This window comes from Dyella sp., from assembly GCF_051962475.1.
Taxonomy (GTDB): Bacteria; Pseudomonadota; Gammaproteobacteria; order Xanthomonadales; family Rhodanobacteraceae; genus Dyella_A.
This window is the reverse complement of record NZ_JBQCCF010000056.1, coordinates 1-21,844: the sequence shown is the minus strand read 5'-3', so window position 1 is coordinate 21,844 and position 21,844 is coordinate 1. Positions and strand designations below refer to the sequence as shown.

Genomic DNA, 21,844 nt, shown 5'->3' with positions numbered 1-21,844 from the left:
CGTGAACCAGGTGGTGCAACTTCCCTCCGATCCGACCGCCGCTGGCGGCAAGGTCAACCTGCTCGACTTCGATCGCCAGGGTCTGCGTGATTTCTTCACGCAGATCGGCGAGAAGCCGTATCGCGCCGAGCAGGTGATGAAGTGGATCTACCATCACCTGGAAGACGACTTCGGCAAGATGACCGATGTGGGCAAGGCGCTGCGCGCCAAGCTCGAGGCCACCTGCTACGTCGGTCCGCCGAAGACGTTGTTCGACAAGGCCGCCGCCGATGGCACCCACAAGTGGCTGCTCGGCATGGATGGCGGCAACGCCATCGAGGCGGTGTACATCCCCGAGCCGACCCGCGGCACGCTGTGCGTGTCCTCGCAGGTCGGCTGCGGGCTCAATTGCCAGTTCTGCTCGACTGCGACGCAGGGCTTCAACCGCAACCTGTCCACGGCCGAGGTGATCGGCCAGATGTGGGTGGCGGCGAAATACCTCGGCAACATCACCCACCAGAACCGCCGCATCACCAACGTGGTGATGATGGGCATGGGCGAGCCACTGCTGAATTTCGACAACGTCACCAAGGCGATGAGCCTGATGCGCGACGACCTGGGCTTCGGCCTGGCGTCCAAGCGCGTGACGCTGTCCACCGCCGGCCTGGTGCCGATGATCGACAAGCTGTCGGACACCATCGACGTGTCGCTGGCCGTCTCGCTGCACGCGGCCAACGACGAGTTGCGCACCGAGCTGGTGCCGCTCAACAAGCGCTACCCGCTGGCCGAGCTCGAAGCGGCTTGCCAGCGCTGGATCGCGCGCAAGCCGCGCACCTCGATTACCTTCGAGTACACCCTGATGAAGGGTGTCAACGATCAGCCCGAGCACGCGCGGCAGCTGATCAAGTTCATGCGTCGGTTGCCGACGTGCAAAGTGAACCTGATTCCGTTCAATCCGTTTCCTGGAACACGTTTCGAACGTTCGGATGCCGATACGATCCGGGCTTTCCAGACGCAGTTGCTCAATGCCGGCATTCTCACGATGCTTCGTCGCACCCGCGGCGACGATATCGATGCCGCCTGCGGTCAGCTGAAGGGACAGGTGCTGGATCGCACGCGCCGTCAGGCTGAATTCCAAAAACGTCTGGATCAGGGGGCTGTCCATGCGGGTTGATCGTTGGGGAGGACTGGTGCTGTGCGCACTGCTCGCCGGGTGCGTCAGTACCGGCGGCAGCCAGTCGGGGGGCGAGGGCAGTTCGGGTGACCGCCTGCCGCGTACCAGTAAAGCGCAACAGGCCGAGGACGCAGCGCGCATCCACACCGAACTGGGACAGCACTATCTGGAAGGCGGCGACCTCCAGACGGCGATGGAAAAATTGACCAAAGCGCTGCAGTTCGATGACGACTACGCGCCTGCTCACACCGTGATCGCCGTGGTCTACGAGCGCATCAACGACCTTCCCAATGCCGAGCTGCACTACCGTCGTGCGGTGGCGCTGGAGCCCGCCAAGGGCGGCCCGAACAACAACCTCGGTGCCTTTCTATGCCGTACCGGAAAGCCTCAGGAAGCAGAGACCTATTTCCGCAAAGCCGTGGCCGACCCGTTCTACAAAACACCTGACGTAGCGCTTACCAATGCAGGCGTATGCCAGCTCAAGAGCAGCAGTGTGGTCGCCGCACAGCAAGATTTCCGCGACGCTCTGAAGAAGAACCCGAACAACAGCGAGGCGCTTTTCCAGCTTGCCAAGCTGCTTTTCGACAGCGGCGACGCTTTCCGCGCTCGTGCCTTCCTGCAGCGTTTCGATGCGCTCGGTCAGCCATCGCCCGATGCCTATCGGCTCGGCTACCTGATTGAATCCCGTCTGGGCAATACGGATGCTGCCCAATCGTACCGTCAGCGGTTGCTGAGCCAGTTTCCGGATTCGGACCAGGCCCGCAACATCGACCAATCCGCCCGTCCATGACCCAGCAGACTCCCTTGCACGGCCAGGAACCCCGTGAGCAGGACTTCGTCACGCCTCACGGCCCGATGGATACTCCCGATCAGCGGCAGATCGTTGAACCTAGTTTTGGCAGTCGCCTGCGCGCCGCGCGCGAGGCGAAGGGCCTGGACCTGGAAGCCTGCGGCCATGCGCTGAAGTTGCCGGCACGTGTTTTGCGCCAGCTAGAGGGTGGCCAGTACGACGGCATCGACTACCAGGTCTATCTGGGCAGCTACATCACCAAGTACGGGCGCCATCTGGGGCTCGACGATGCGCTGATCCAGGCTGAGGTGTCGCGCATCCGTCGACAGGATGAGCCGCAACTGGTGGCCACCGGCGGTATCTCGCATTCCCGTTACCTGCTCGAGCGCTACGCCACCGCGGCGACCTATGTGGTGCTGACCGCCGTGATCATCGTGCCGATGATCTGGCTGGGCGTGCGTGGCACTCTCAACCGCGACATCAGTCATTTCGCGCCGCTCGACGCCTCGCCCGTCGCGCAGCAGGAGCTGCCGGCCAGCGCCGCCACGCCTGGTTCGACCGCTGCCGATGCGGTGGCAGTCGCGCCGGCCACCACGCCGACCAGCCACGCCGACAACGACCAGCCCTTGCTCGCATCGATGGTGCCGAACATGAGCGTGGATCCGGTCAAGCCGCCGGCGGTGTCGGTGCCCGCGGTGGACGACGGCGTGGCCGGGCACAGCCTCACGCTCTCGCTGGCCGAGGCCAGCTGGGTCGAAGTGATCGCGGCCGACGGTTCGCGGCTGGAGTACGGCCTGCTCCCCGCGGGCAGTCACAAGACCTACCACAGCGAGCAGCCGCTGGAGATTCGCCTTGGCAACGCCAGCGGCGCGCAGATGAGCGTCGACGGCCAGGTGCTCCCCCTCGACGCCTATCGCCGTGCCAATGTGGCCCATTTTCGCCTCGACCTCGAGGACGGCAAAGTCGTCCCCCGCGGCGCCTGAGTCGGGTGTCGGATCGGGTGCAGCGCCCGCTCCGGTGCGCTGCCGTTCGATGGCGGGTTTCGGTTATGCTCCCTCATTGATCGCGCGCCCCGTGCGCGCGGCGTTCTCGGCACAATCCAGGCACCGGTCCCCCCGCGCGGGCCGGCCGGCCTCTTAACGGTGATGGCATGGCATTTGACGCATACGACGATTACGAACAGAGCGAACGCGTACAGAAGTGGCTGCGCGAGAACGGCGTGTCCATCGTCGTCGGTATTGCCATCGGTCTGATCGGCATCTTCGGCTGGCAGCAGTGGCGTAACCATCAGGCCAGCAATCGCGCGGCCGCCGCCCAGTTGTATCAGCAGGTGCAGTCGGCCGAAGCGGTCGGCAACACCGCCAGCGCCGATCAGCTCACCGATCGCCTGCAGAAGGATTTCAGCAAGTCGACCTATGCGGTCTTCGCCACCAGCGAGCGCGCGCGTCGCCAAGTGCAAGCGAAGGAGCTGGACAAGGCACGTGGCTCGCTGGAATGGGCGCTTGCCCACAGCGAGGATCCGGCCGTGAAGTCGCTGATCCAGTTGCGCCTGGCGCAGGTGCAGTTTGCCCAGGGCAAGAGCGAAGAGGCGCTGTCGACGCTGGGCCAGCTCACCGGCAAGCAGTACGAGGGGCTGCGCGAGGAACTACGCGGCGACGTGCTGGTCAAGCTAGGCCGGGTCGACGACGCGCGCAAGGCGTACCAGTCGGCATTGTCGGCAATGAGCGGAGACGCGCCCCAGCGGTCGTCGCTGCAGCTGAAAATCGATGATCTGGCTACGGCCGGGAAGCAGGGTGCATGAAACCGGTTTTGAAGAAGTGCGTTTGGCTGATCGCGTTGTCCTCGCTGGTAGTCGTCGCTGGCTGCCATAACAAGAAGAAGGACAACATCGAGCCGCCCACGCCGCTCGCCAAGGATTTCAAGGCCACCGCCAAGGTGTCCGAGCTATGGACCGCACGCATCGGCGACGGCGCTGGCGACTCGGGCGTACGCATGCGTCCGACGGTGGTCGATGGCGTGCTCTACGCGGCCAGCACCGACGGCGACGTCGCGGCGTTCGACGCGGCAAGCGGCAAGACGCTCTGGTCGAACAAGTCGCGCACCCACGGCTGGTTCGGCTGGGGCGATAAGAAGCGCAAGGATGCTTTCTACGCGGGTGGTCCGGCGGTGTCGGGCGATCTGCTGGCGATCGGCACGCTCGATGGCCACGTCTACGGCATGTCCTCCAAGGACGGCTCGCCGCGCTGGACTGCGGACCTCAAGTCCGAGGTGATCACGGCGCCGGTGATCGTCGGCGACCTGGTGCTGGTGCGCACCCAGGATGGGCGCGTGTACGGGCTGGACAAAGCCACCGGCGATCGTCGCTGGGTCTACGACCAGGGCAACGTGCCGCTGCTGAGCGTGCGCGGCAATGGTCCGCTCCTGGCGGCCAATGGCGTAGTCTTTTTCGGATCCGACGACGGCAAGCTCGTCGCGCTGCGCCAGGACACCGGCGACAAGCTGTGGGAGCAGCGCCTGGCCAGCGGTGAGGGCCGCACCGACATCGAGCGCCTGAACGACGCCGACGGTGCGGTGGTGCTCGATGGCACCACGCTCTACAGCACCGCCTATCACGGCAGTCTCGAAGCAATCGACGGCCCGAGCGGCCGCCCGCTGTGGAACCGTGAGTTCTCCAGCTTCGGCTCCCCCGACGTGGGGGGCAACGCCGTGTACGCGGTGAACGACGAATCGCAGGTGTGGGCGTTCGACAAGAGCGGCGGCGCCGACCAGTGGAAGAACGACGCCCTCAAGTATCGCTGGCTCACCAGCCCGGCCGTGCAGGGCAACTACGTCGTGGTCGGTGATATCGAGGGTTACGTGCACTGGCTGCAGACCGGCGACGGCGCCCTGGCCGCCCGCGAGCGCCTGTCGAAGAAGGCGATCCGCGCCCAGCCGCTGGTCATCGGTGACACCGTGTACGTCGAAGACATCAAGGGCCACATCGGCGCCTACCGTCTCTCGATGCGTTGATCGGGCGAGGTCCGGCATGACCGGACCTGCCACCAGGCGGCGGCTCGCGCCGGAGCAATCCGGTGCGGCCGCCGCCTCGTTTTTGCCGGCGGCATGGGGCGGATCGAGCGCCCCGGCGGGCTCTTGCCTTACACTGCCGCCTCCTATTTTTCCATGCGCGCAAACCGATTCCGGCGCGGGCTACCCGCCCATAGGGATCCAGGTTCTCCATCATGTTGCCCGTCGTCGCCCTGGTCGGCCGTCCCAACGTCGGTAAATCGACCCTCTTCAATGTGCTCACGCGCAGCCGCGATGCGCTGGTCGCCGACATGCCCGGCGTTACCCGCGACCGCCACTACGGCGTGTGCCGCACCGGCGAGCGGCCGTTCGTGGTGGTCGATACCGGCGGCCTGTCCGGCACCGAGGACGCGCTCGACGTGCTGACCGCGCGCCAGGTGCGCCTGGCGATCGAAGAGGCCCAGGTCATCGTGTTCGTGGTCGATGCGCGCGATGGGCTGCTGCCGCAGGACCACGTGATCCTCGGTGAGCTGCGTCGCAGCGGCAAGCCGATCATCGCTGCCGTCAACAAGACCGACGGGCTGGATATGGATACTGCGATGGCCGAGTTCTCGGCCTTCGGCATCCACGCCACGCTGCCGCTGTCGGCCGCCCACAATCGCGGCACCGATGACCTGATCGCCAGCGTGCTGCCGCTGCTGCCGCCGGAAGAATCCGACGCGGAAGACGAGGGCGAGGCAGGCAGCATTCGCGTCGCCATCGTCGGGCGCCCGAACGCGGGTAAGTCGACCCTGATCAACCGCCTGCTCGGCGAGGACCGGCTGATCGTTTCCGACGTGGCCGGCACCACCCGCGATCCGATCCGCGTGCCGCTGGAACGCGACGGCAAGCGCTACACCCTGATCGACACCGCCGGCGTGCGGCGCAAGGCGCGCGTCGAGGAGGCGGTGGAGAAGTTCAGCGTCATCAAGACCCTACAGTCGATGGCCGCCGCGCAGGTGGTGGTGGTGCTGATCGACGCGCGTGAGAACCTGGCCGATCAGGACCTCACCCTGATCGGTGCGGCAATGGACGAGGGCCGGGCGCTGGTGATCGCCGTCAACAAGTGGGACGGCATGGACGCTTACCAGCGCGAGCAGTGCCAGCGCGCACTGGAGCGCCGTCTGGTGTTCGTCGACTGGGCCAAGACGGTGTTCATCTCGGCCCTGCACGGCTCGGGACTACGCGAGCTGATGCGTGCCGTGGTGCGTGCGCACAGCGCCGCCACGCGCGAACTGGGCTCGTCCGAGCTGACCAAGGCGCTGGAAAAGGCTTACGAGAGCTACCAGCCGCCACTGGTGCGCGGACACGCGCCGAAGCTGCGATTCGCCCATCCGGGCGGCAGCAATCCGCCGACCATTGTGATCCACGGCAGCCGCACCAAGCACATCGCACCGGCCTATCGGCGCTATCTGGAAGGCTTCTTTCGCAAGCGCTTCAAGCTCGAGGGCACGCCGATCCGCATCGATTTCCGCGATGGCGAGAACCCCTACGCCGGCAAGAAGAACGTGCTCACCGAAGCGCAGATGCGCAAGCGCCAGCGCATGATCCGCGAGATGAAGAAGCGCCGCTGAGGCATCACTTCACGGCAACGCAAGATCACCTGGCACGAGGCTGTAGACGGCGGCGTCGGCCGCTCGGTCGCGCGACCAGATCTTGTTGCGGGCGATCGTCTCGAAGCGCGCGCCCGCGCGTTCCGCCGTTCGCCGGCTGGCCACGTTGCCCGGCTCGGCGACGACCTCGACGCGGATCAGTCCCAGTTGCTCGAAACCGAAGCGGGCAACCTGCGCCAGCGCCCGCGGCGCCCAGCCCCTGCCTTGCGCCGACGCGCGCAACCAGTACCCGGCATTTGCGCTGCGGTGCAGGCGGTTGATCTGGCTCAGCCCAGCGCTGCCCTGCAGCCGGCCGTCGGTGTCCAGCACTGCGAAGGCGAACAGTTCGCCCTGTGCCCAGCCTTCGCGGCACGCCTGCATCCGTGCTTGCGCATCGGCCAGGCCGTAGTCGGCATGGCACCACGGCAGCCATGCGGCCAGGCTCGCCATCGATTCGCGTACCGCCTCGTACATCGCCGCGGCGTCCTCGCTGTGCCACGGGCGCAGCGTGATGGCGGCATCGGTCAGTACGGTGGACTCGGGGCAGGGCGGAGCATTCATCGGGTTTGTGCGCTAGACGGGGAGCCGCGATAATGCGCGGCTAAATCGGCAGGGCACAACCATGAGCGCACGCATCCTCGACGGCAAACGCATCGCGCAGGAACTGCTGGAGCGCATCGGCCAGCGCGTGGCGGAGCGCAAGGCGGCCGGCCTGGTCGAGCCCGGGCTGGCGGTGGTGCTGGTCGGGGACGACGCGGCCTCATCGGTCTATGTGCGCAACAAGCGCAAGGCCTGTCACCAGGTGGGTTTTCGCTCGTTCGACTTCGATCTGCCCTCGGCTACCACGCAGGAGGAGCTGTTCGCGCTGATCGACCGGCTCAACGCCGATCCGGCCGTACACGGCATCCTGGTGCAGTCGCCCCTGCCGCCGCATATCGATGAAGAGGCGCTGGTCGACCGCATCGACCCGCTGAAGGACGTGGACGGTTTCCAGGCGGTGAACGTGGGCCGCCTCGCTCTGCGCCGCTTCGGCCTGCGTCCGTGCACGCCCAAGGGCGTGATGACCCTGCTCGGGCACACCGATCGCCCCGTGCGTGGCCAGCATGCGGTGGTGGTCGGCGTATCCAATCACGTCGGCCGGCCGCTGGCGCTGGAGCTGCTGATCGCCGGTTGCACCACCACCTGCTGCCATCGCTTCACCCGCGACCTGGAAGGCTTCGTGCGTCAGGCGGACATCGTCATCGTGGCGGTGGGCAAACCCGGGCTGGTCAAGGGCGAGTGGATCAAGCCTGGGGCCGTGGTGGTCGACGTGGGCATCAACCGGCTGGATGACGGTCGCCTGGTTGGCGACGTGGAGTTCGCCCCGGCTGCCGAGCGCGCCAGCTGGATCACCCCGGTGCCGGGTGGGGTGGGGCCGATGACCGTCGCCACGCTGATGGAAAACACCCTGGAAGCCGCCGAGGCCAGCGGCAAGCGGTGACTGCGGACGTGGTAGGCGGCATCTGACCGCACTGCAACATCTGGCGGGGGACCGGGCGGGCGCGTATAATTCCATCTTTGCCGGGAACCCTTTCCATGCGCATCCTCGCCGAGGCCCTGACCTACGACGACGTTTATCTTGTTCCGGCCCATTCGGTCATCCTGCCGCGCGATGTGGACACATCCACCCGGCTCACCCGCGATCTGCGCCTGAACATCCCCATCGTGTCCGCGGCCATGGACACGGTCACCGAAGCCCGCCTCGCCATCACCATGGCCCAATGCGGCGGCATCGGCATCATCCACAAGAACATGACCGCCGAGCAGCAGGCCGCCGAAGTGCGCCTGGTGAAGAAGTTCGAGGCCGGCGTCATCCGCAACCCCTTCAGCGTCAGCCCGGACACCTCCATCGGCGAGGTACAGCGCCTCACCCGCGCCCACCACATCTCCGGCGTGCCGGTGGTGGAAGGCGAGAAGCTGGTAGGCATCGTCACCAGTCGCGACATGCGCTTCGAGCGCAAGCACGACGACCCGGTACGCAACATCATGACCCGCCAGGACAAGCTGGTCACGGTGAAGGAAGGCGCCAGCCAGGACGAAGTGCTGCAACTGCTGCACAAGCACCGCATCGAGAAGGTGCTGGTGGTCAACGACGACTTCCAGCTACGCGGCCTGATCACCGTCAAGGACATCCAGAAGGCGCGCGACAACCCCAACGCCGCCAAGGACCGCAATGAAGCGCTGCTGGTCGGCGCCGCGGTCGGCGTAGGCGGCGACACCGAACAGCGCGTGGCGATGCTGGTGGATGCCGGAGTGGACGTGATCGTGGTCGATACCGCGCACGGCCATTCGCAAGGTGTGATCGAGCGCGCTGGCTGGGTGAAGAAGCACTACCCGAAGGTGCAGGTGATCGCCGGCAATATCGTTACCGGCGAAGCGGCGCGCGCGTTGCTGCACGCTGGCGTGGATGCGGTGAAGGTGGGCGTGGGCCCGGGTTCCATCTGCACCACCCGCGTGGTCGCCGGTGTGGGCGTGCCGCAGATCACCGCGATCGACTTGGTCGCAACCGCGCTGAAAGATGAGATCCCGCTGATCGCCGACGGCGGCATCCGCTACTCCGGCGACATTCCCAAGGCGCTGGCCGCTGGCGCGTCCAGCGTGATGCTCGGCTCGATGTTCGCCGGCACCGAGGAATCGCCGGGCGAGGTCGAGCTGTTCCAGGGCCGCTCGTACAAGAGCTACCGCGGCATGGGCTCGCTCGGCGCGATGGCGCTGGGCTCGAAGGACCGCTACTTCCAGGAGGAAGCGGATGCCGACAAGCTGGTGCCCGAGGGCATCGAGGGTCGCGTGCCGTACCGCGGCCCGCTGCGCAACATCATCCATCAGCTGATCGGCGGCCTGCGTGCCTCCATGGGCTACCTCGGTGCCGCGACGGTCGAGGACGTGCGCGCCAACGCACAGTTCGTGAAGGTGACCAGCGCCGGCGTCACCGAGGCGCACCCGCACGACATCCAGATCACCAAGGAAGCGCCGAATTACCGGCTGAACTCGTGATGATCTTCTAGCCCTCTCCCCTGGGCGCAGCCCGGGGGAGAGGGTTGGGTGAGGGGGAGGCTTTTCGCCTTGGCCTTTGCCCATCCATAAAGCCAAAGCGCCCCCTCACCCCAACCCTCTCCCCCGGCTTGGCCGGGGGAGAGGGAGCTGCAGGGCTGAGTCGGGGATCGGGAGCAGCAAGCCATGACCGATATCCACAGCGACAAGATCCTCATCCTCGACTTCGGCGCGCAGTACACGCAGCTGATCGCCCGCCGCGTGCGCGAGCTGGGCGTGTACTGCGAGATCTGGGCGTGGGACCACGATCCGGCGGAGATTGCCGCGTTCGCGCCCAAGGGCATCATTCTCTCCGGCGGTCCGGAGTCGACCACCGAGGAAGGTTCGCCCCGGGCGCCGCAGGAAGTGTTCGACTCAGGCCTGCCGATCCTGGGCATCTGTTACGGCATGCAGACCATGGCCGCACAGCTGGGCGGCGCCACCGAAGCGGCCGATGCGCGCGAGTTCGGCCACGCCGAGGTCGACATCACCCTGCAGAGCCGGCTGTTCGCGGGCCTGAGCGACCACACCGACAGCCATCGCCTCGACGTGTGGATGAGCCACGGCGACCACGTCGCCAAGGCGCCGCCGGGCTTTGCCATCACCGGCACCACCGACCGCATCCCGGTCGCGGTGATGGAGAACGAGGACAAGCGCTGGTACGGCGTGCAGTTCCATCCCGAGGTCACCCACACCCGGCAGGGCAGCGCGCTGCTCAAGCGCTTCATCACCGAGATCTGCGGCTGCGCCACGCTGTGGACCGCGGCCAACATCATCGAAGACCAGATCGCCCGCGTGCGCGAGCAGGTGGGCGACGACCACGTGCTGCTGGGCCTCTCCGGCGGTGTGGATTCCTCGGTGGTGGCCGCGCTGCTGCACCGGGCGATCGGCGACCGGCTCACCTGCGTATTCGTCGATACCGGCCTGCTGCGCTGGCAGGAGGGCGACCAGGTGATGGCCATGTTCGCCGCCGAGGCCGAGAAGGGCGGCATGGGCATCAAGGTGATCCGCGTGAACGCGGCCGAGCGCTACTTCGCCGCGCTGGCCGGCGTGAGCGACCCGGAGGCCAAGCGCAAGATCATCGGCGGCCTGTTCGTGGAGATCTTCGACGAGGAGTCGGAGAAGATCATCGCCAGCGGCGGCAACGTGAAGTGGCTGGCGCAGGGCACGATCTACCCCGACGTGATCGAGTCCGCAGGCAGCAAGACCGGCAAGGCTCACGTGATCAAGAGCCACCACAACGTGGGCGGTCTGCCGGCGCACATGAAGCTCAAGCTGGTCGAGCCGCTGCGCGAGCTGTTCAAGGACGAGGTGCGCCGCATCGGCGTCGAACTCGGCCTGCCGCGCGCCATGGTTTACCGCCATCCGTTCCCCGGCCCGGGCCTGGGCGTGCGTATCCTGGGCGAAGTGAAGCCGGAATACGCCGAGCTGCTGGCCCGCGCCGATGCCATCTTCATCGAGGAACTGCGCGCCTGGGACCTGTACGACAAGACCAGCCAGGCCTTCGCCGTGTTCCTGCCGGTGAAATCGGTGGGCGTGGTAGGCGACGCACGCGCCTACGAATGGGTGATCGCGCTGCGCGCCGTGGAGACCATCGACTTCATGACGGCCCACTGGGCGCACCTGCCGTACGAGTTCCTCGGCAAGGTTTCAAACAGAATTATCAATGAGTTGCGCGGCATATCTCGCGTTGTTTATGACATCAGCGGCAAGCCGCCCGCAACCATCGAGTGGGAATGAGTGAAAACAAGGGTTTGTGCGCGTTTCGCTGGATGAGGCGCGCCCGCCCATTTCTCACGAACATTGCCTAAATTACTGATATGTCGGAAGAAGAAGCCTCTGTAGCGTCGCCCGGGTTCAACGAGGACGACGTCGCCCACATGCGGCGCGCCCTGCAGCTGGCCGAGCACGCCCGCGATGCGGAGGACGAGGTGCCGGTGGGGGCGGTGCTGGTGCTCGATGGCGAGATCGTCGGCCTGGGCTGGAACCGCAACATCACGTTGCACGATCCCACCGCCCACGCCGAGATCATGGCGATGCGCGCCGCGGGCGAGAAGCTGGCGAACTACCGGATGCCGGGGGCCACGCTCTACGTGACGCTGGAACCGTGCGCCATGTGCGCGATGGCGCTGGTGCACGCGCGCATCGGGCGGGTGGTTTACGCTGCCACCGATCCCAAGACCGGCGCCGCCGGCAGCGTGTTCGACACGCTCACCGACCCGCGGCACAACCACCGCATCACGGTGCAGGGCGGCCTGTTGGCGGACGAGTCGGCGCAGCTGCTGCGCAATTTCTTTCGCGCCCGGCGCTGATCGGCGCCTCGTTCCCCGGTTTTACCTGGGGCGCCCGAATGTGATCGAATTCACATTATCGCGGGGCCGAAGGCGCGCGAGCCCCTCTTTCGGACGCGGCCGGGACTGCCAATGCGACTTGTCACTTACCTGCACCACGGCATGACTGGCGTCGGCGCACTCGACCTGAACGGCGCGCGGATACGGCCGCTGGATCTATACGATGGCGATCCGGTGCCGGACATGCTCACCGTGATCCGTGAAGGGCTCGATGCGGTCACCCCAAGCGTGATGCGCCCCGCCATTCCGCGGGTGGAAGTGGATTTGCTTGCGCCGATTCCGCGTCCGGCGCGCAACATTTTCTGCGTCGGCAAGAACTACCGGCGCCATGCGGAGGAGTTCGCCCGCAGCGGCTTCGACACCTCCTCGGCCGACGCGGTGCCGGAATACCCCATGGTGTTCACCAAGGTGCCCGAGTCGGTCATCGGCCACGGGGAGACCATCCTGTACCCCGAAGGCACCAGCCAGGCCGTGGATTACGAGGCCGAACTGGCGGTGGTAATCGGTCGGGCCGGTCGCGGCATCCGTCGCGAGCAGGCCATGGCGCACGTGTTCGGCTACACCATCGTCAACGACGTCACCGCGCGCGACTGGCAGCAGCGCCACGGTCAGTGGTTTCTGGGCAAGTCCTTCGACACGTTCTGTCCGATGGGGCCGATACTGGTCACCGCCGACGAGCTCGATCCGTCGGCGCTGGACATCCGCTGCTGGGTCAACGACGAACTGCGTCAGCAGGCCAACACGCGCGACCTGATCTTCGACATCCCCACCTTGATCGCCACGATCTCCGCGGGCATCACCCTGCAGCCCGGCGACATCATCGCCACCGGTACACCCGAAGGCGTCGGCGCCGGCTTCGATCCGCCGCGCTTCCTGCGTCGCGGCAACGAGGTGGCGATCGAGATCCAGGGCATCGGCCGGCTGGTCAACGACGTGTTCTGAGACGGCGTCTTCTGAAGCGGCGTCAGCGGTCGAGCAGGAACGCCATGGCCTCGGCACACGGGGCGTCGATCTTCAGCGTCACCAGTGGATCGGCCCGCGTGACGCCCAGGTTCACCGTCGCCACCGGCTTGCCGGCCTTGGCCGCCGCGGCGACGAAGCGGTAGCCGGAAAACACCATCAGCGAAGAACCGACCACCAGTACCGCGTCCGCGTCCGTCCAGGCGCGGGTGGCCGCTTCCACGCGTTCGCGCGGCACGTTCTCGCCGAAAAACACCACGTCCGGCTTGGCAATGCCGCCGCAGGCCGGGCAGGGCGGCACGTCGAAGCGGCTGAAGTCGTAGCCGTCCAGGTCGGCATCGCCGTCCGGGGCGTCGGCGGCGTCCAGATGCGTCCAGTCCGGGTTGCGCGCCACCAGTTCGCGCTGGAAATCGTGCCGGTCCTGGCGCCAGCCGCAGGTCATGCAGCGCACCTCATCGAGCCGGCCGTGCAGGTCCACCACGCGCTGGCTGCCGGCGCGCTGGTGCAATCGGTCGACGTTCTGGGTGACCAGCAGCTCCACCTGGCCGCGCTGCTCCAGCGCTACCAGGGCCCGGTGCGTGGTGTTCGGCTCGGCGCGGCCGAAGCGCCGCCAGCCGACCAGGCTGCGCGCCCAGTAACGCTGGCGTGTAGCCAGCTCGTACATGAAGGCCTGGTAGGTCACCGGCGGCGTGCGCTTCCACTGGCCAGCGCGGTCGCGGTAGTCGGGAATCCCCGAGTCGGTACTGATGCCCGCGCCGGTGAGCACGAACAGGCGGGGGTGGGCGTCGACGAACGCGCGCAGGCTGGTATCCAGCAGCGCTCCCTGGGGCTGTGCATTCACCGGCTGGCCTCCGCATGCAGTCGCTCGGGGTGGGTGTAGACGTTGTGGCTGCCGGGGCGGGCGAAGCCGACAAGGGTGAGCCCGGCGCTCTTCGCCAACTCGATCGCCAGCGCCGTCGGAGCGGAAATGGCGGCGAGCACGGTCACCCCCGCGCTGGCCGCCTTGGTCACCATTTCATAGCTGGCGCGACTGGTGACCAGCGCGAAACCCGACGCCGGATCGATACCGCCGCGGTGCAGGGCACCGACCAGCTTGTCCAACGCGTTGTGGCGGCCCACGTCCTCGCGCACCAAGGCGATTTCGCCGTCCGCGGTGGCCCATGCGGCAGCATGCACGGCACCGGTGGCGGCGTTCATCGGCTGGCGCTGCTGCAGGTTGGCCAAGGCGCGTTCGAGCCCGGCGTGGGTCAGGCCTACGTCGCCGTGCACCGCGCCGGGCTGGCGCACCGCGGTTTCCAGTTGGCGCGTGCCGCAGATGCCGCAACCGCTGCGCCCGGGCAGCAGGCGCTGACCGTCGGTGTCCAGATGGGCGCCGTGGGCATCGGCTGTCACGGTCATGGCCAGCTCGGTGCCTTCGAGCAGCGAGCGCACTTCCACGTCGAGCAGGTCGGCCGGCGTGCGCACCAACCCCTCGCTGAGCGAAAAGCCCAACGCGAAGTCCTCCAGGTCGCGCGGCGTGGCCATCATCACGGCGAACGAGCGACCGTTGTAGGTCATCGCGATCGGCTGCTCTTCGGCCACCCAGTCGTCGGTCTCCTCCACCCGTCCTTGGCGCCAGCGGGTGATGCGCCGCTGGACGGTGCCGGGCGCGTCGTGGCCGTGCGTGCGCTCGATGGGAGCAGGGGGTTGCTTCATCGCGCCATCATAGCGAGCTCAGGTGACGGCTCGATGCGTGTGCGACAAGCGACGCGCACGGTGCCGGGTAACCGCGCCGCACGCGCCAGCGAATGGCTTGCCACAGGCGTTTGCCGCGTGCTTTTCGACTTTGGCCGCGGTTGTCAAAGCCACCCCCCGGCCCCATGCTCTGGGCGCTGACGCGGCAAGGCGTCGTGGCCGCGCAGATAAGGTTTCCCATGAGCGAGCTCCCCAGCGTCACCGAGGCCGAACGGCAGATTCGTGCACGGCTGCCCGTGTTCGCCAGCGAGCGCGTGTCGCTGGACGCTGCGGCCGGCCGAGTCTTGCGCCAGCGCGTGCTGGCCGAGCGCGACCAGCCGCCGTTCGACCGCGTGATGATGGACGGCATCGCCATCGCGCTGGATCCGTTGCGGCGCAACTTCGTGGTGGCCGGCCGCCAGATGGCCGGCATGGCCGGCCAGGTGCTGACCGATCCGGCCGACTGCATCGAGGTGACCACCGGCGCCATGTTGCCGGCCGGCTGCGACTGCGTCGTGCCGGTGGAGCAGACCGTGCGCGAGGGCGATCAGGTCCGGCTGGTCGACGGCTGGACGCCGACCGCACGGCAGTTCATCCATCCGCGCGGCTCCGATTGCCGCGAGGGCGATGCGCTGCTCGCCCCGGGCGTGCGCCTGCGCGCGCCGGAACTGGCGGTGCTCGCCGCTAATGGTGTTACCCAGGTCGAGGTGGCCGCGGTGCCGAAGATCGCCATCATCGCCACTGGCGACGAACTGGCCGAAGTCGACCAGCAGCCGCTGGCCGACGGGCAGATCCGCCGCTCCAACGATCGCGCGCTGGCCGCCGCGCTGCGCGACCGCGGCTTCGTCGACGTGCAGCTGACCCGCGTGCCCGACGACCTGGCCGCGACCACCGCGCGACTGGCCGAACTGCTCGCCACCTGCCAGGTGCTGGTGCTGTCCGGCGGCGTGTCGGTGGGCCAGCGCGACTTCGTGCCCGAGGCGCTGCGCGCGCTGGGCGTAGACAAGGTGCTGCACCGTATCGCCCAGCGACCGGGCAAGCCGATGTGGTTCGGTATCGGGCCGCAGGGGCAGGTGGTGTTCGCGTTGCCGGGCAATCCGGTTTCGGCGCTGGTGTGCGCTGTGCGCTACCTGCTGCCGGCGCTGGAGCAGGCGATGGGGGTGGCGACGCGGCCGGGCGAGCGCGTGGTGCTTGCCGCGCCGGCCCAGGTCAGCCCGACCTTGACCTGTTTTGTACCCGTGCGGGTGCATCATGACGAGACCGGTCGCGCTTTGGCGACGCCGGTGCCGGCGCCCACCTCGGGTGATTTCTCCGCCTTGCCGCATACCGATGGCGTGGTTGAGCTGGCGCCGTCCGAACACGCCGCACCTGCCGGCACCGTAGCTACCCTCTACCGCTGGTGACATGACCGATCCGCACGACATCACCGAGATTGCCGTCGAGGCGCCGTCGCTGGACGTACCGCCGCTGGATCGCCGCGGCCGTCCGATGCACGACCTGCGCATCTCGGTGATGGACCGCTGCAATTTCCGCTGTCCGTACTGCATGCCGGAGTCCACCTACGGCGAGCACTTCACCTTCCTGCGCAACGACGAGCGGCTGAGCTTCGACGAGATCGAGCGCATCAGCCGCCTCGCCGCCTCGCTCGGCGTGAGCAAGCTGCGCCTCACCGGCGGCGAGCCCTTGCTGCGGCCCAAGCTGGCCGAGCTGGTGGCACGGCTGCGGCGCATCCCGGGCATTACCGACCTGGCGATGACCACCAACGGCGTGCTGCTGGCGCGCCATGCGCAGGATCTGCGCGACGCCGGGCTGGATCGCGTCACCGTGAGCCTGGACACCCTCGACCCCGCGCTGTTCCACCGCATGAGCGGCGGCCGCGGCGCGCTGGACGACGTGCTTGGCGGTATCGAGGCGGCGCAGGCGGTCGGCTTCCCGCAGGGCGTCAAGCTCAACACGGTCGTGCAGCGCGGGGTGAACGAACACAGCGTGCTCGATCTCATCGAGCGCTTCCGCAGCACCGGCATCATTCCGCGGCTGATCGAATACATGGACGTGGGCAACCGCAACGACTGGAACCGCGAGGCGGTGGTGCCCTCGGCCGAACTGATCGCCGCCATCCACGCGCGCTGGCCGCTGGACCCGCTGCCGCCCAAGTACGAAGGCGAGGTGGCCACACGCTTCCGCTTCCGCGACGGGCAGGGCGAGATCGGCGTGATCTCTTCGGTGAGCCAGCCGTTCTGCGGCGACTGCTCGCGCGCCCGGCTGTCCTCCGAAGGCACGCTCTACACCTGCCTGTTCGCCGTGCAGGGCACCGATCTGCGCACCGCGCTGCGCGACGGCAGCAGTGACGATGCGGTGCGCGAGCGGCTGCGCCAGGTGTGGCTGAATCGCGCCGACCGCTACAGCGAAGAGCGCGAGGAGCGCCGCCAGCGCTCGCGTCCCAAGATCGAAATGCACTACATCGGCGGCTGAGCCGCCCGACGGAATTTCATGGCCAGTACTCCCACCAAGCTCACCCATCTCGACGACGCCCAGCAGCCGCAGATGGTCGACATCGGCGGCAAGGCCGTCACCCGGCGCACCGCGCAGGCGCAGGCGCGCGTGGTGTTTCCCGCCGAGGTCGCCGCGCAGCTGCACGGCGCCGGCTACGTCACGCCCAAGGGCGCAGTGCTCACCGTGGCCAACCTCGCCGGTGTGATGGGCGCCAAGGCCACCTCGCAGCTCATTCCGCTGTGCCACCCGCTGGCGCTGGACAAGTGCCATATCGACATCGCGATGGAAGGCGTCGAGGCGCGCATCGTCTGCACCGTGTCCTGCGAGGGGCGCACCGGGGTAGAGATGGAAGCGCTCACCGGCGCCAGCGTCGCCGCGCTCACCCTGTACGACATGTGCAAGGCGATGTCGCACGACATCGTCATCGCCGAGGTGCGCCTGCTCGGCAAGACCGGCGGCAAGAGCGACCTCGACTACCGTCAGGCGAGCGCATGAGTACCGCACCGATCTACGGCCTGCTGCTTTCCGGCGGCGCCAGCCAGCGCATGCAGCGCGACAAGGCGCAGCTCAGCTACGCCGGCGAGCCTCAGCTGCTGCGCGCATGGCGCGTGCTGTCGGCGGTCACTGAGCTTGCGTTTGTCTCGGTGCGCGACACGCAGCGCGACGACCCGCTGCGCGCGCAACTGCCGCAGCTGGTCGACACCTACGACGCAGTCGGGCCGGCCGCGGGCATCCTGTCCGCGCAGGACGCTTACCCCGAGGCCGCCTGGCTGGTGATCGCCTGCGACCTGCCGCGACTGGACGAAACCACGCTGCGCGCCCTCATCGCCGCGCGCGATCCGGCCAGGGACGCCACCGTCTTCACCAGCCGTTTCGACGGCCTGCCCGAGCCGTTGTGCGCGCTGTGGGAGCCGTCCAGCCACGCCCGGCTGAAAGCCCGCTATGAGGCGGGCAGCTACTGCCCGCGCAAGGCGCTGATCCAGTCCGACATCGTCCTGCTGCCCGCCCCCGGCGACGCGCTGGACAACATCAACACCCCGGAGGAATTCGCACAGATGCAGCGCCAGCTGGAGTCGCAGCCATGACCCGCGTGAACCTGCAGTACTACGCGCAGCTGCGCGAACAGGCCGGCGCCAGCGTCGAGCAAGTGAGCACCGCCGCCGCCACGTTGCGCGACCTCTACGACGAGCTGCGCGCGCGCCACGGTTTCACGCTGCCCGTCGACGCGCTCAAGGTGGCGGTCAACACCCAGTTTAGCGACTGGAACCGCGCGCTCGCCGACGGCGACACCGTTGTCTTCATCCCACCGGTGGCCGGCGGATGATGCGCTTCGACCTCACCGCGGCTCCGGCCGATCTCGCGAAGCTGCGCGAGGAACTCCAGCATCCCGGCAGCGGCGGCTTTTGCGCGTTCGAGGGCTGGGTGCGCAACAACAACGAAGGCCGCGAAGTGAGCGGCCTGGAGTACGAGGCCTACACCGAGCTGGCCATCGCCGAGGGCGAGCGCATCCTGGCCGAGGCGGCCGAGCGCTACGGCGTGCTGGCGGCCAGCGCGGTGCATCGTGTGGGTGATCTGAAGATCGGCGACCTCGCCGTGTGGATCGGCGCCTCCGCTCCGCACCGCGACGAGGCGTTCCGCGCCTGCCGTTACATCATCGACGAGATCAAGCACCGCCTGCCGATCTGGAAGAAAGAGCACTACCTGGAAGGCGACACCGCCTGGGTCGCCTGCTCGCACACCGAGCGCGCGCACGAGATGGAGGCGCCGCATGTGCACGGCCATCATCACGGCCATGGGCACACGCACGAGCATCACCACGCGACCGCCGCCGTCGATTTCACCCCCGACTACTCACGCCAGACTCGTCTGCGCGATGTCGGCGTATCGGGCCAGGCCAAGCTCGCCAGGGCCCGCGTGCTGGTGATCGGCGCCGGCGGGCTGGGCGTGCCGGTGATCAGCTACCTTGCCGGTGCCGGCGTGGGCACGCTGGGCATCGTCGACCATGACGTGCTCGACGCCAGCAACCTGCATCGACAGGTGATGTACGACGCGCGCGACGTGGGTCAACGCAAGGTCGATCTGGCCGCGCGCCGCGTTGCCGCGCTCAACCCCACGGTGCAGGTGCAGAGGTACGCCGAGCCGCTGACCGCGCAGACCGCGCTCGATGTGTTCGCGCAGTACGACCTGGTGGTCGAGTGCACCGACGACCTGGCCAGCCGCTACCTCGCCAATGACGCCGCCGTGCTCACCGGCACGCCGCTGGTGCTGGCCAGCGTGTACCAGTACGAGGGCCAGTTGCAGGTGGTGACCGCCGTGCCGGGCGAACCGTGTCTGCGCTGCCTGTGGCCGCAGCCGCCCGCGGCCGGTCTCGCCGGCAGCTGCGTGGAATCGGGCGTGCTCGGCCCGGTGCCTGGCGTGCTCGGCACCATGCAGGCAATGGAGGCATTGAAGCTGCTGCTCGGCCTGCCGCGACCGACCGATCACGCGCTGCAGCTGGTGAACCTGCTCGACGGCACCAGCCAGCGCCTGCCGATCGACGCAGCGCAAGGCTGCGCGCTACACGGAGGCTGCGTAGTCGTGGCCCGCCAGGCAATGGAGCAGGCGCAGGCTGAGGGCGAGATCGAGATCGAGCGGCACTTCCGCCACCTGGACGAGGCGATCGCCGCGGGCTACGCGGTGGTCGACGTGCGCGAGCCCGTCGAGATCGACGTCGCCCCGCTGCACGTCACCTCGCTGCGCATTCCCTCCGGCCAGATCGCCGCCTGTTCACTGGCTGGCATCGACCGCCACGTGCTGCTGGTATGCGCCAGCGGCAAGCGCAGTGCGCAGGCGGCGCGCACGCTGCGCCAACGCGGTGTCGACGCCTGGTCGCTGGCCGGCGGCGTGGCGGTGCTCGAGCGGCCGGCGTCCTCCTGATGCCGCGGCGGGCGCCTCGCCGATGATCCGCTACCACGACGCCATCGCCCGGCTGCTCGGCGTGGTTTCGCCGCTGCCGGCCGAACGCTACGCCGCGATCGACGCACTGGGACGCGTGCTTGCCGCGCCGGTGCGCAGCCCAGTCGCGCTGCCGTCGTTCGATCATGCCGCCATGGACGGTTACGCGCTGGCCGCCCCCGAACCGCTGGAAGCCGGCAGCGAACACACCGTGCACGGCTCGCAGGCCGCGGGCGATGCAGCGCGCAGCGCCCACGGCGACGCCTGGGAAATCATGACCGGCGCGCGCCTGCCCGACGGGCTGGATGCCGTGGTCGCGGTCGAGCGCACCGAATTGCTGGCATCTGCGGCAGACGGCTCGCCCACGCGCATCCGTCTGCGCGATGAGCTCAGCGAAGGCCAGAACGTGCGCCGCGCCGGCGTCGACGTGGCGCGCGATGCCGTGGTGCTCGATGCGGGCGTTCGGCTTGGCCCCGCGCAGCTCATGCTGCTCGCGGCTGCCGGCGTGGCCGAGGTGACCGTCGTGCGGCGTCCGCGCGTCGCGGTGATCGGCACCGGCAAGGAGCTCGTTTCCGATCCACGCCAGCGCCTGGTGGAAGGGCAGATCTACAGCTCGAACGCGCCGTATCTCGGTGCTGCACTCACCGTCGCCGGCGCCCAGGTTCTTTCATGCGAGGTGGTGGACGACACCGCCGTGACCTACGCCGACGCGGTGCGCCGTGCGCAGGCTGCTGGCGCCGATCTGGTGGTGAGCACCGGCGCCGTGTCGATGGGCCGCTACGACTTTGTACCCGACGCGTTGCGCCAGCTCGGCGCCCACGAACTGTTCCACAAGGTCGCGATGCGCCCCGGCAAGCCACTGTTCGCCGCCAGCTTGCCCGGCGGTCCGCTGGTGATGGCGCTGCCCGGCACGCCGATGGCGGTCGCCGCGGGGATGCGCTTCTTCGTCGCGCCGGTGCAGCGGGCGATGCAGGGGCAGGGCGCGGAGCCCACGCTGCACGCGGTGCTCGATACCCCGCAGCAGCCCAAGGCTGGCTTGCGCCATTTCCTGCGCGCCACGTTCGCACTGGATGCCGAAGGTCGCCTGCATGCCCAGGTCGTGCCGCAGCAGCAACCGTTCCGCATCCTGCCGTTCGCGCAGTCCGATGGCTGGGTGGTGCTCGATGAAAATGCCGGCGATTGCACGCCCGGTCGCCTGGTCGAAGTCACCAGCCTCGATGCGGGCACGGGGTTGGCGCTGCGCGCAAGGCCTGAATCCACGGAGACGCTATCGTGAAATTGCAGTTCGATCGTCAGCAGCTGCGTGTGCGCATCGATGAAGACGAACTGGCCACGCTGCTCAGCGGCGGCGAAGTGACCACGGCCACGCAGGCGGGCGAAGCATTCATGCTGCGCTGCACGCTGCAGCTCCACGCGCACGAAGCGGCGCGCCTCGATGGCCCCGCCACGCAATGCCACCTGCACCTGCCGGAGGCCGCCGTGCGTGATCTGGCCAGCCGCCTTCCCACCCGCGACGGCCTGCAGTTTTCCATACCCGGCCACGAGCAAACCGAGCCCCTGCACCTGCTGTTCGACGTCGACGTCCGCGACAGCGCCCGCCGCCTCAAAGCCGCCCGCCACAACCCGTAGGAGCCCGCTCGCGGGCGATGCTTGTCGCTCTGAATCCACATCAAAGCTCAAGAGCATCGCCCGCAAGCGGGCTCCTACAACGGCGGGGGTATTGGCCGTGCTCGATCCCCACCAG

The 21,844-nt window shown here is 68.0% G+C and carries 22 protein-coding genes and 1 pseudogene; 20 read left to right on the top strand and 3 right to left on the bottom strand.

What is annotated here, in order from left to right; genetic code table 11:
* Position 1: 1 nt before the first annotated feature.
* The 6 genes from rlmN (at position 2) to der (ending at position 6,562) form a co-directional block, all read left to right on the top strand.
* Positions 2-1,153 (top strand): 23S rRNA (adenine(2503)-C(2))-methyltransferase RlmN, encoded by a 1,152-nt coding sequence (gene rlmN, locus ACTHJF_RS12580; RefSeq protein ID WP_440260903.1) that lies wholly within the window; start codon positions 2-4, stop codon positions 1,151-1,153.
* Positions 1,143-1,943: a type IV pilus biogenesis/stability protein PilW gene (pilW, locus tag ACTHJF_RS12575; protein ID WP_440267412.1), complete on the top strand. Its 801-nt coding sequence runs from the start codon at positions 1,143-1,145 to the stop codon at positions 1,941-1,943. The genes rlmN and pilW overlap by 11 nt, the downstream gene beginning before the upstream one ends.
* The gene (locus ACTHJF_RS12570) at positions 1,940-2,926 is read left to right on the top strand and encodes a helix-turn-helix domain-containing protein (RefSeq protein ID WP_440267411.1); all 987 of its coding nucleotides are present in this window, start codon (positions 1,940-1,942) and stop codon (positions 2,924-2,926) included. Before pilW ends, ACTHJF_RS12570 begins: the two co-directional genes overlap by 4 nt.
* Positions 2,927-3,093: 167 nt before the next feature.
* Positions 3,094-3,744, top strand: a complete 651-nt coding sequence (locus ACTHJF_RS12565) for a YfgM family protein (RefSeq protein ID WP_440260900.1) — start codon at positions 3,094-3,096, stop codon at positions 3,742-3,744.
* Complete coding sequence (bamB, locus tag ACTHJF_RS12560) at positions 3,741-4,952, top strand: outer membrane protein assembly factor BamB (protein ID WP_440267410.1); 1,212 nt, start codon at positions 3,741-3,743, stop codon at positions 4,950-4,952. Before ACTHJF_RS12565 ends, bamB begins: the two co-directional genes overlap by 4 nt.
* 212 nt (positions 4,953-5,164) lie before the next feature.
* Complete coding sequence (gene der, locus ACTHJF_RS12555) at positions 5,165-6,562, top strand: ribosome biogenesis GTPase Der (protein ID WP_440267409.1); 1,398 nt, start codon at positions 5,165-5,167, stop codon at positions 6,560-6,562.
* A gap of 9 nt (positions 6,563-6,571) precedes the next feature.
* Here der and ACTHJF_RS12550 read toward each other — a convergent pair whose 3' ends face one another.
* Positions 6,572-7,141 carry a GNAT family N-acetyltransferase gene (locus tag ACTHJF_RS12550; protein WP_440267408.1) on the bottom strand — a complete coding sequence of 190 codons (570 nt, stop codon included), beginning with the start codon at positions 7,139-7,141 and terminating at the stop codon, positions 6,572-6,574.
* A 61-nt stretch (positions 7,142-7,202) separates the two neighbouring features.
* Between ACTHJF_RS12550 and folD the strand changes: the two genes are divergently transcribed.
* The 5 genes from folD (at position 7,203) to ACTHJF_RS12525 (ending at position 12,942) form a co-directional block, all read left to right on the top strand.
* Positions 7,203-8,060, top strand: coding sequence for a bifunctional methylenetetrahydrofolate dehydrogenase/methenyltetrahydrofolate cyclohydrolase FolD (folD, locus tag ACTHJF_RS12545; protein ID WP_440267407.1), 858 nt, complete (start codon positions 7,203-7,205; stop codon positions 8,058-8,060).
* Positions 8,061-8,155: 95 nt separating this feature from the next.
* Positions 8,156-9,613: an IMP dehydrogenase gene (gene guaB, locus ACTHJF_RS12540; RefSeq protein WP_440267406.1), complete on the top strand. Its 1,458-nt coding sequence runs from the start codon at positions 8,156-8,158 to the stop codon at positions 9,611-9,613.
* Positions 9,614-9,796: 183 nt separating this feature from the next.
* Positions 9,797-11,389 carry a glutamine-hydrolyzing GMP synthase gene (guaA, locus tag ACTHJF_RS12535; protein WP_440267405.1) on the top strand — a complete coding sequence of 531 codons (1,593 nt, stop codon included), beginning with the start codon at positions 9,797-9,799 and terminating at the stop codon, positions 11,387-11,389.
* A gap of 80 nt (positions 11,390-11,469) precedes the next feature.
* Positions 11,470-11,961, top strand: a complete 492-nt coding sequence (gene tadA, locus ACTHJF_RS12530) for a tRNA adenosine(34) deaminase TadA (protein ID WP_440267404.1) — start codon at positions 11,470-11,472, stop codon at positions 11,959-11,961.
* A 111-nt stretch (positions 11,962-12,072) separates the two neighbouring features.
* Entirely contained in the window at positions 12,073-12,942 is an 870-nt protein-coding gene (locus ACTHJF_RS12525; protein ID WP_440267403.1) for a fumarylacetoacetate hydrolase family protein, read from the top strand.
* A 22-nt stretch (positions 12,943-12,964) separates the two neighbouring features.
* Here the strand turns inward: ACTHJF_RS12525 and ACTHJF_RS12520 are convergent, their stop codons facing one another.
* Positions 12,965-13,801, bottom strand: coding sequence for an NAD-dependent protein deacetylase (locus tag ACTHJF_RS12520; protein ID WP_440267402.1), 837 nt, complete (start codon positions 13,799-13,801; stop codon positions 12,965-12,967).
* Positions 13,798-14,655 (bottom strand): formate dehydrogenase accessory sulfurtransferase FdhD, encoded by an 858-nt coding sequence (gene fdhD / locus ACTHJF_RS12515; RefSeq protein WP_440267401.1) that lies wholly within the window; start codon positions 14,653-14,655, stop codon positions 13,798-13,800. The genes ACTHJF_RS12520 and fdhD overlap by 4 nt, the downstream gene beginning before the upstream one ends.
* Before the next feature lie 218 nt (positions 14,656-14,873).
* Between fdhD and ACTHJF_RS12510 the strand changes: the two genes are divergently transcribed.
* The 9 genes and pseudogenes from ACTHJF_RS12510 to ACTHJF_RS12470 all read left to right on the top strand — a co-directional run bounded on the left by ACTHJF_RS12510 (position 14,874) and on the right by ACTHJF_RS12470 (position 21,729).
* The gene (locus ACTHJF_RS12510; protein WP_440267400.1) at positions 14,874-16,076 is read left to right on the top strand and encodes a molybdopterin molybdotransferase MoeA; all 1,203 of its coding nucleotides are present in this window, start codon (positions 14,874-14,876) and stop codon (positions 16,074-16,076) included.
* Between the two features lies 1 nt (position 16,077).
* Complete coding sequence (gene moaA / locus ACTHJF_RS12505; RefSeq protein ID WP_440267399.1) at positions 16,078-17,145, top strand: GTP 3',8-cyclase MoaA; 1,068 nt, start codon at positions 16,078-16,080, stop codon at positions 17,143-17,145.
* A gap of 18 nt (positions 17,146-17,163) precedes the next feature.
* On the top strand, positions 17,164-17,661 hold the full coding sequence (moaC, locus tag ACTHJF_RS12500; RefSeq protein ID WP_440267398.1) for a cyclic pyranopterin monophosphate synthase MoaC: 498 nt from the start codon (positions 17,164-17,166) through the stop codon (positions 17,659-17,661).
* A complete protein-coding gene (locus ACTHJF_RS12495) occupies positions 17,658-18,251 on the top strand; it encodes an NTP transferase domain-containing protein (protein WP_440267397.1) in 594 nt (197 codons plus the stop codon). Before moaC ends, ACTHJF_RS12495 begins: the two co-directional genes overlap by 4 nt.
* Positions 18,248-18,490, top strand: a complete 243-nt coding sequence (locus tag ACTHJF_RS12490) for a MoaD/ThiS family protein (protein ID WP_440267396.1) — start codon at positions 18,248-18,250, stop codon at positions 18,488-18,490. Before ACTHJF_RS12495 ends, ACTHJF_RS12490 begins: the two co-directional genes overlap by 4 nt.
* Positions 18,487-18,891: pseudogene (locus ACTHJF_RS12485) on the top strand (molybdenum cofactor biosynthesis protein MoaE); the annotation flags it as partial. The gene ACTHJF_RS12490 and the pseudogene ACTHJF_RS12485, both read left to right, overlap by 4 nt.
* A gap of 30 nt (positions 18,892-18,921) precedes the next feature.
* On the top strand, positions 18,922-20,082 hold the full coding sequence (locus tag ACTHJF_RS12480) for a ThiF family adenylyltransferase (protein WP_440267465.1): 1,161 nt from the start codon (positions 18,922-18,924) through the stop codon (positions 20,080-20,082).
* A gap of 22 nt (positions 20,083-20,104) precedes the next feature.
* The gene (locus ACTHJF_RS12475; RefSeq protein ID WP_440267395.1) at positions 20,105-21,376 is read left to right on the top strand and encodes a molybdopterin molybdotransferase MoeA; all 1,272 of its coding nucleotides are present in this window, start codon (positions 20,105-20,107) and stop codon (positions 21,374-21,376) included.
* The gene (locus tag ACTHJF_RS12470) at positions 21,373-21,729 is read left to right on the top strand and encodes a hypothetical protein (protein ID WP_440267394.1); all 357 of its coding nucleotides are present in this window, start codon (positions 21,373-21,375) and stop codon (positions 21,727-21,729) included. Before ACTHJF_RS12475 ends, ACTHJF_RS12470 begins: the two co-directional genes overlap by 4 nt.
* Positions 21,730-21,844: the final 115 nt, after the last annotated feature.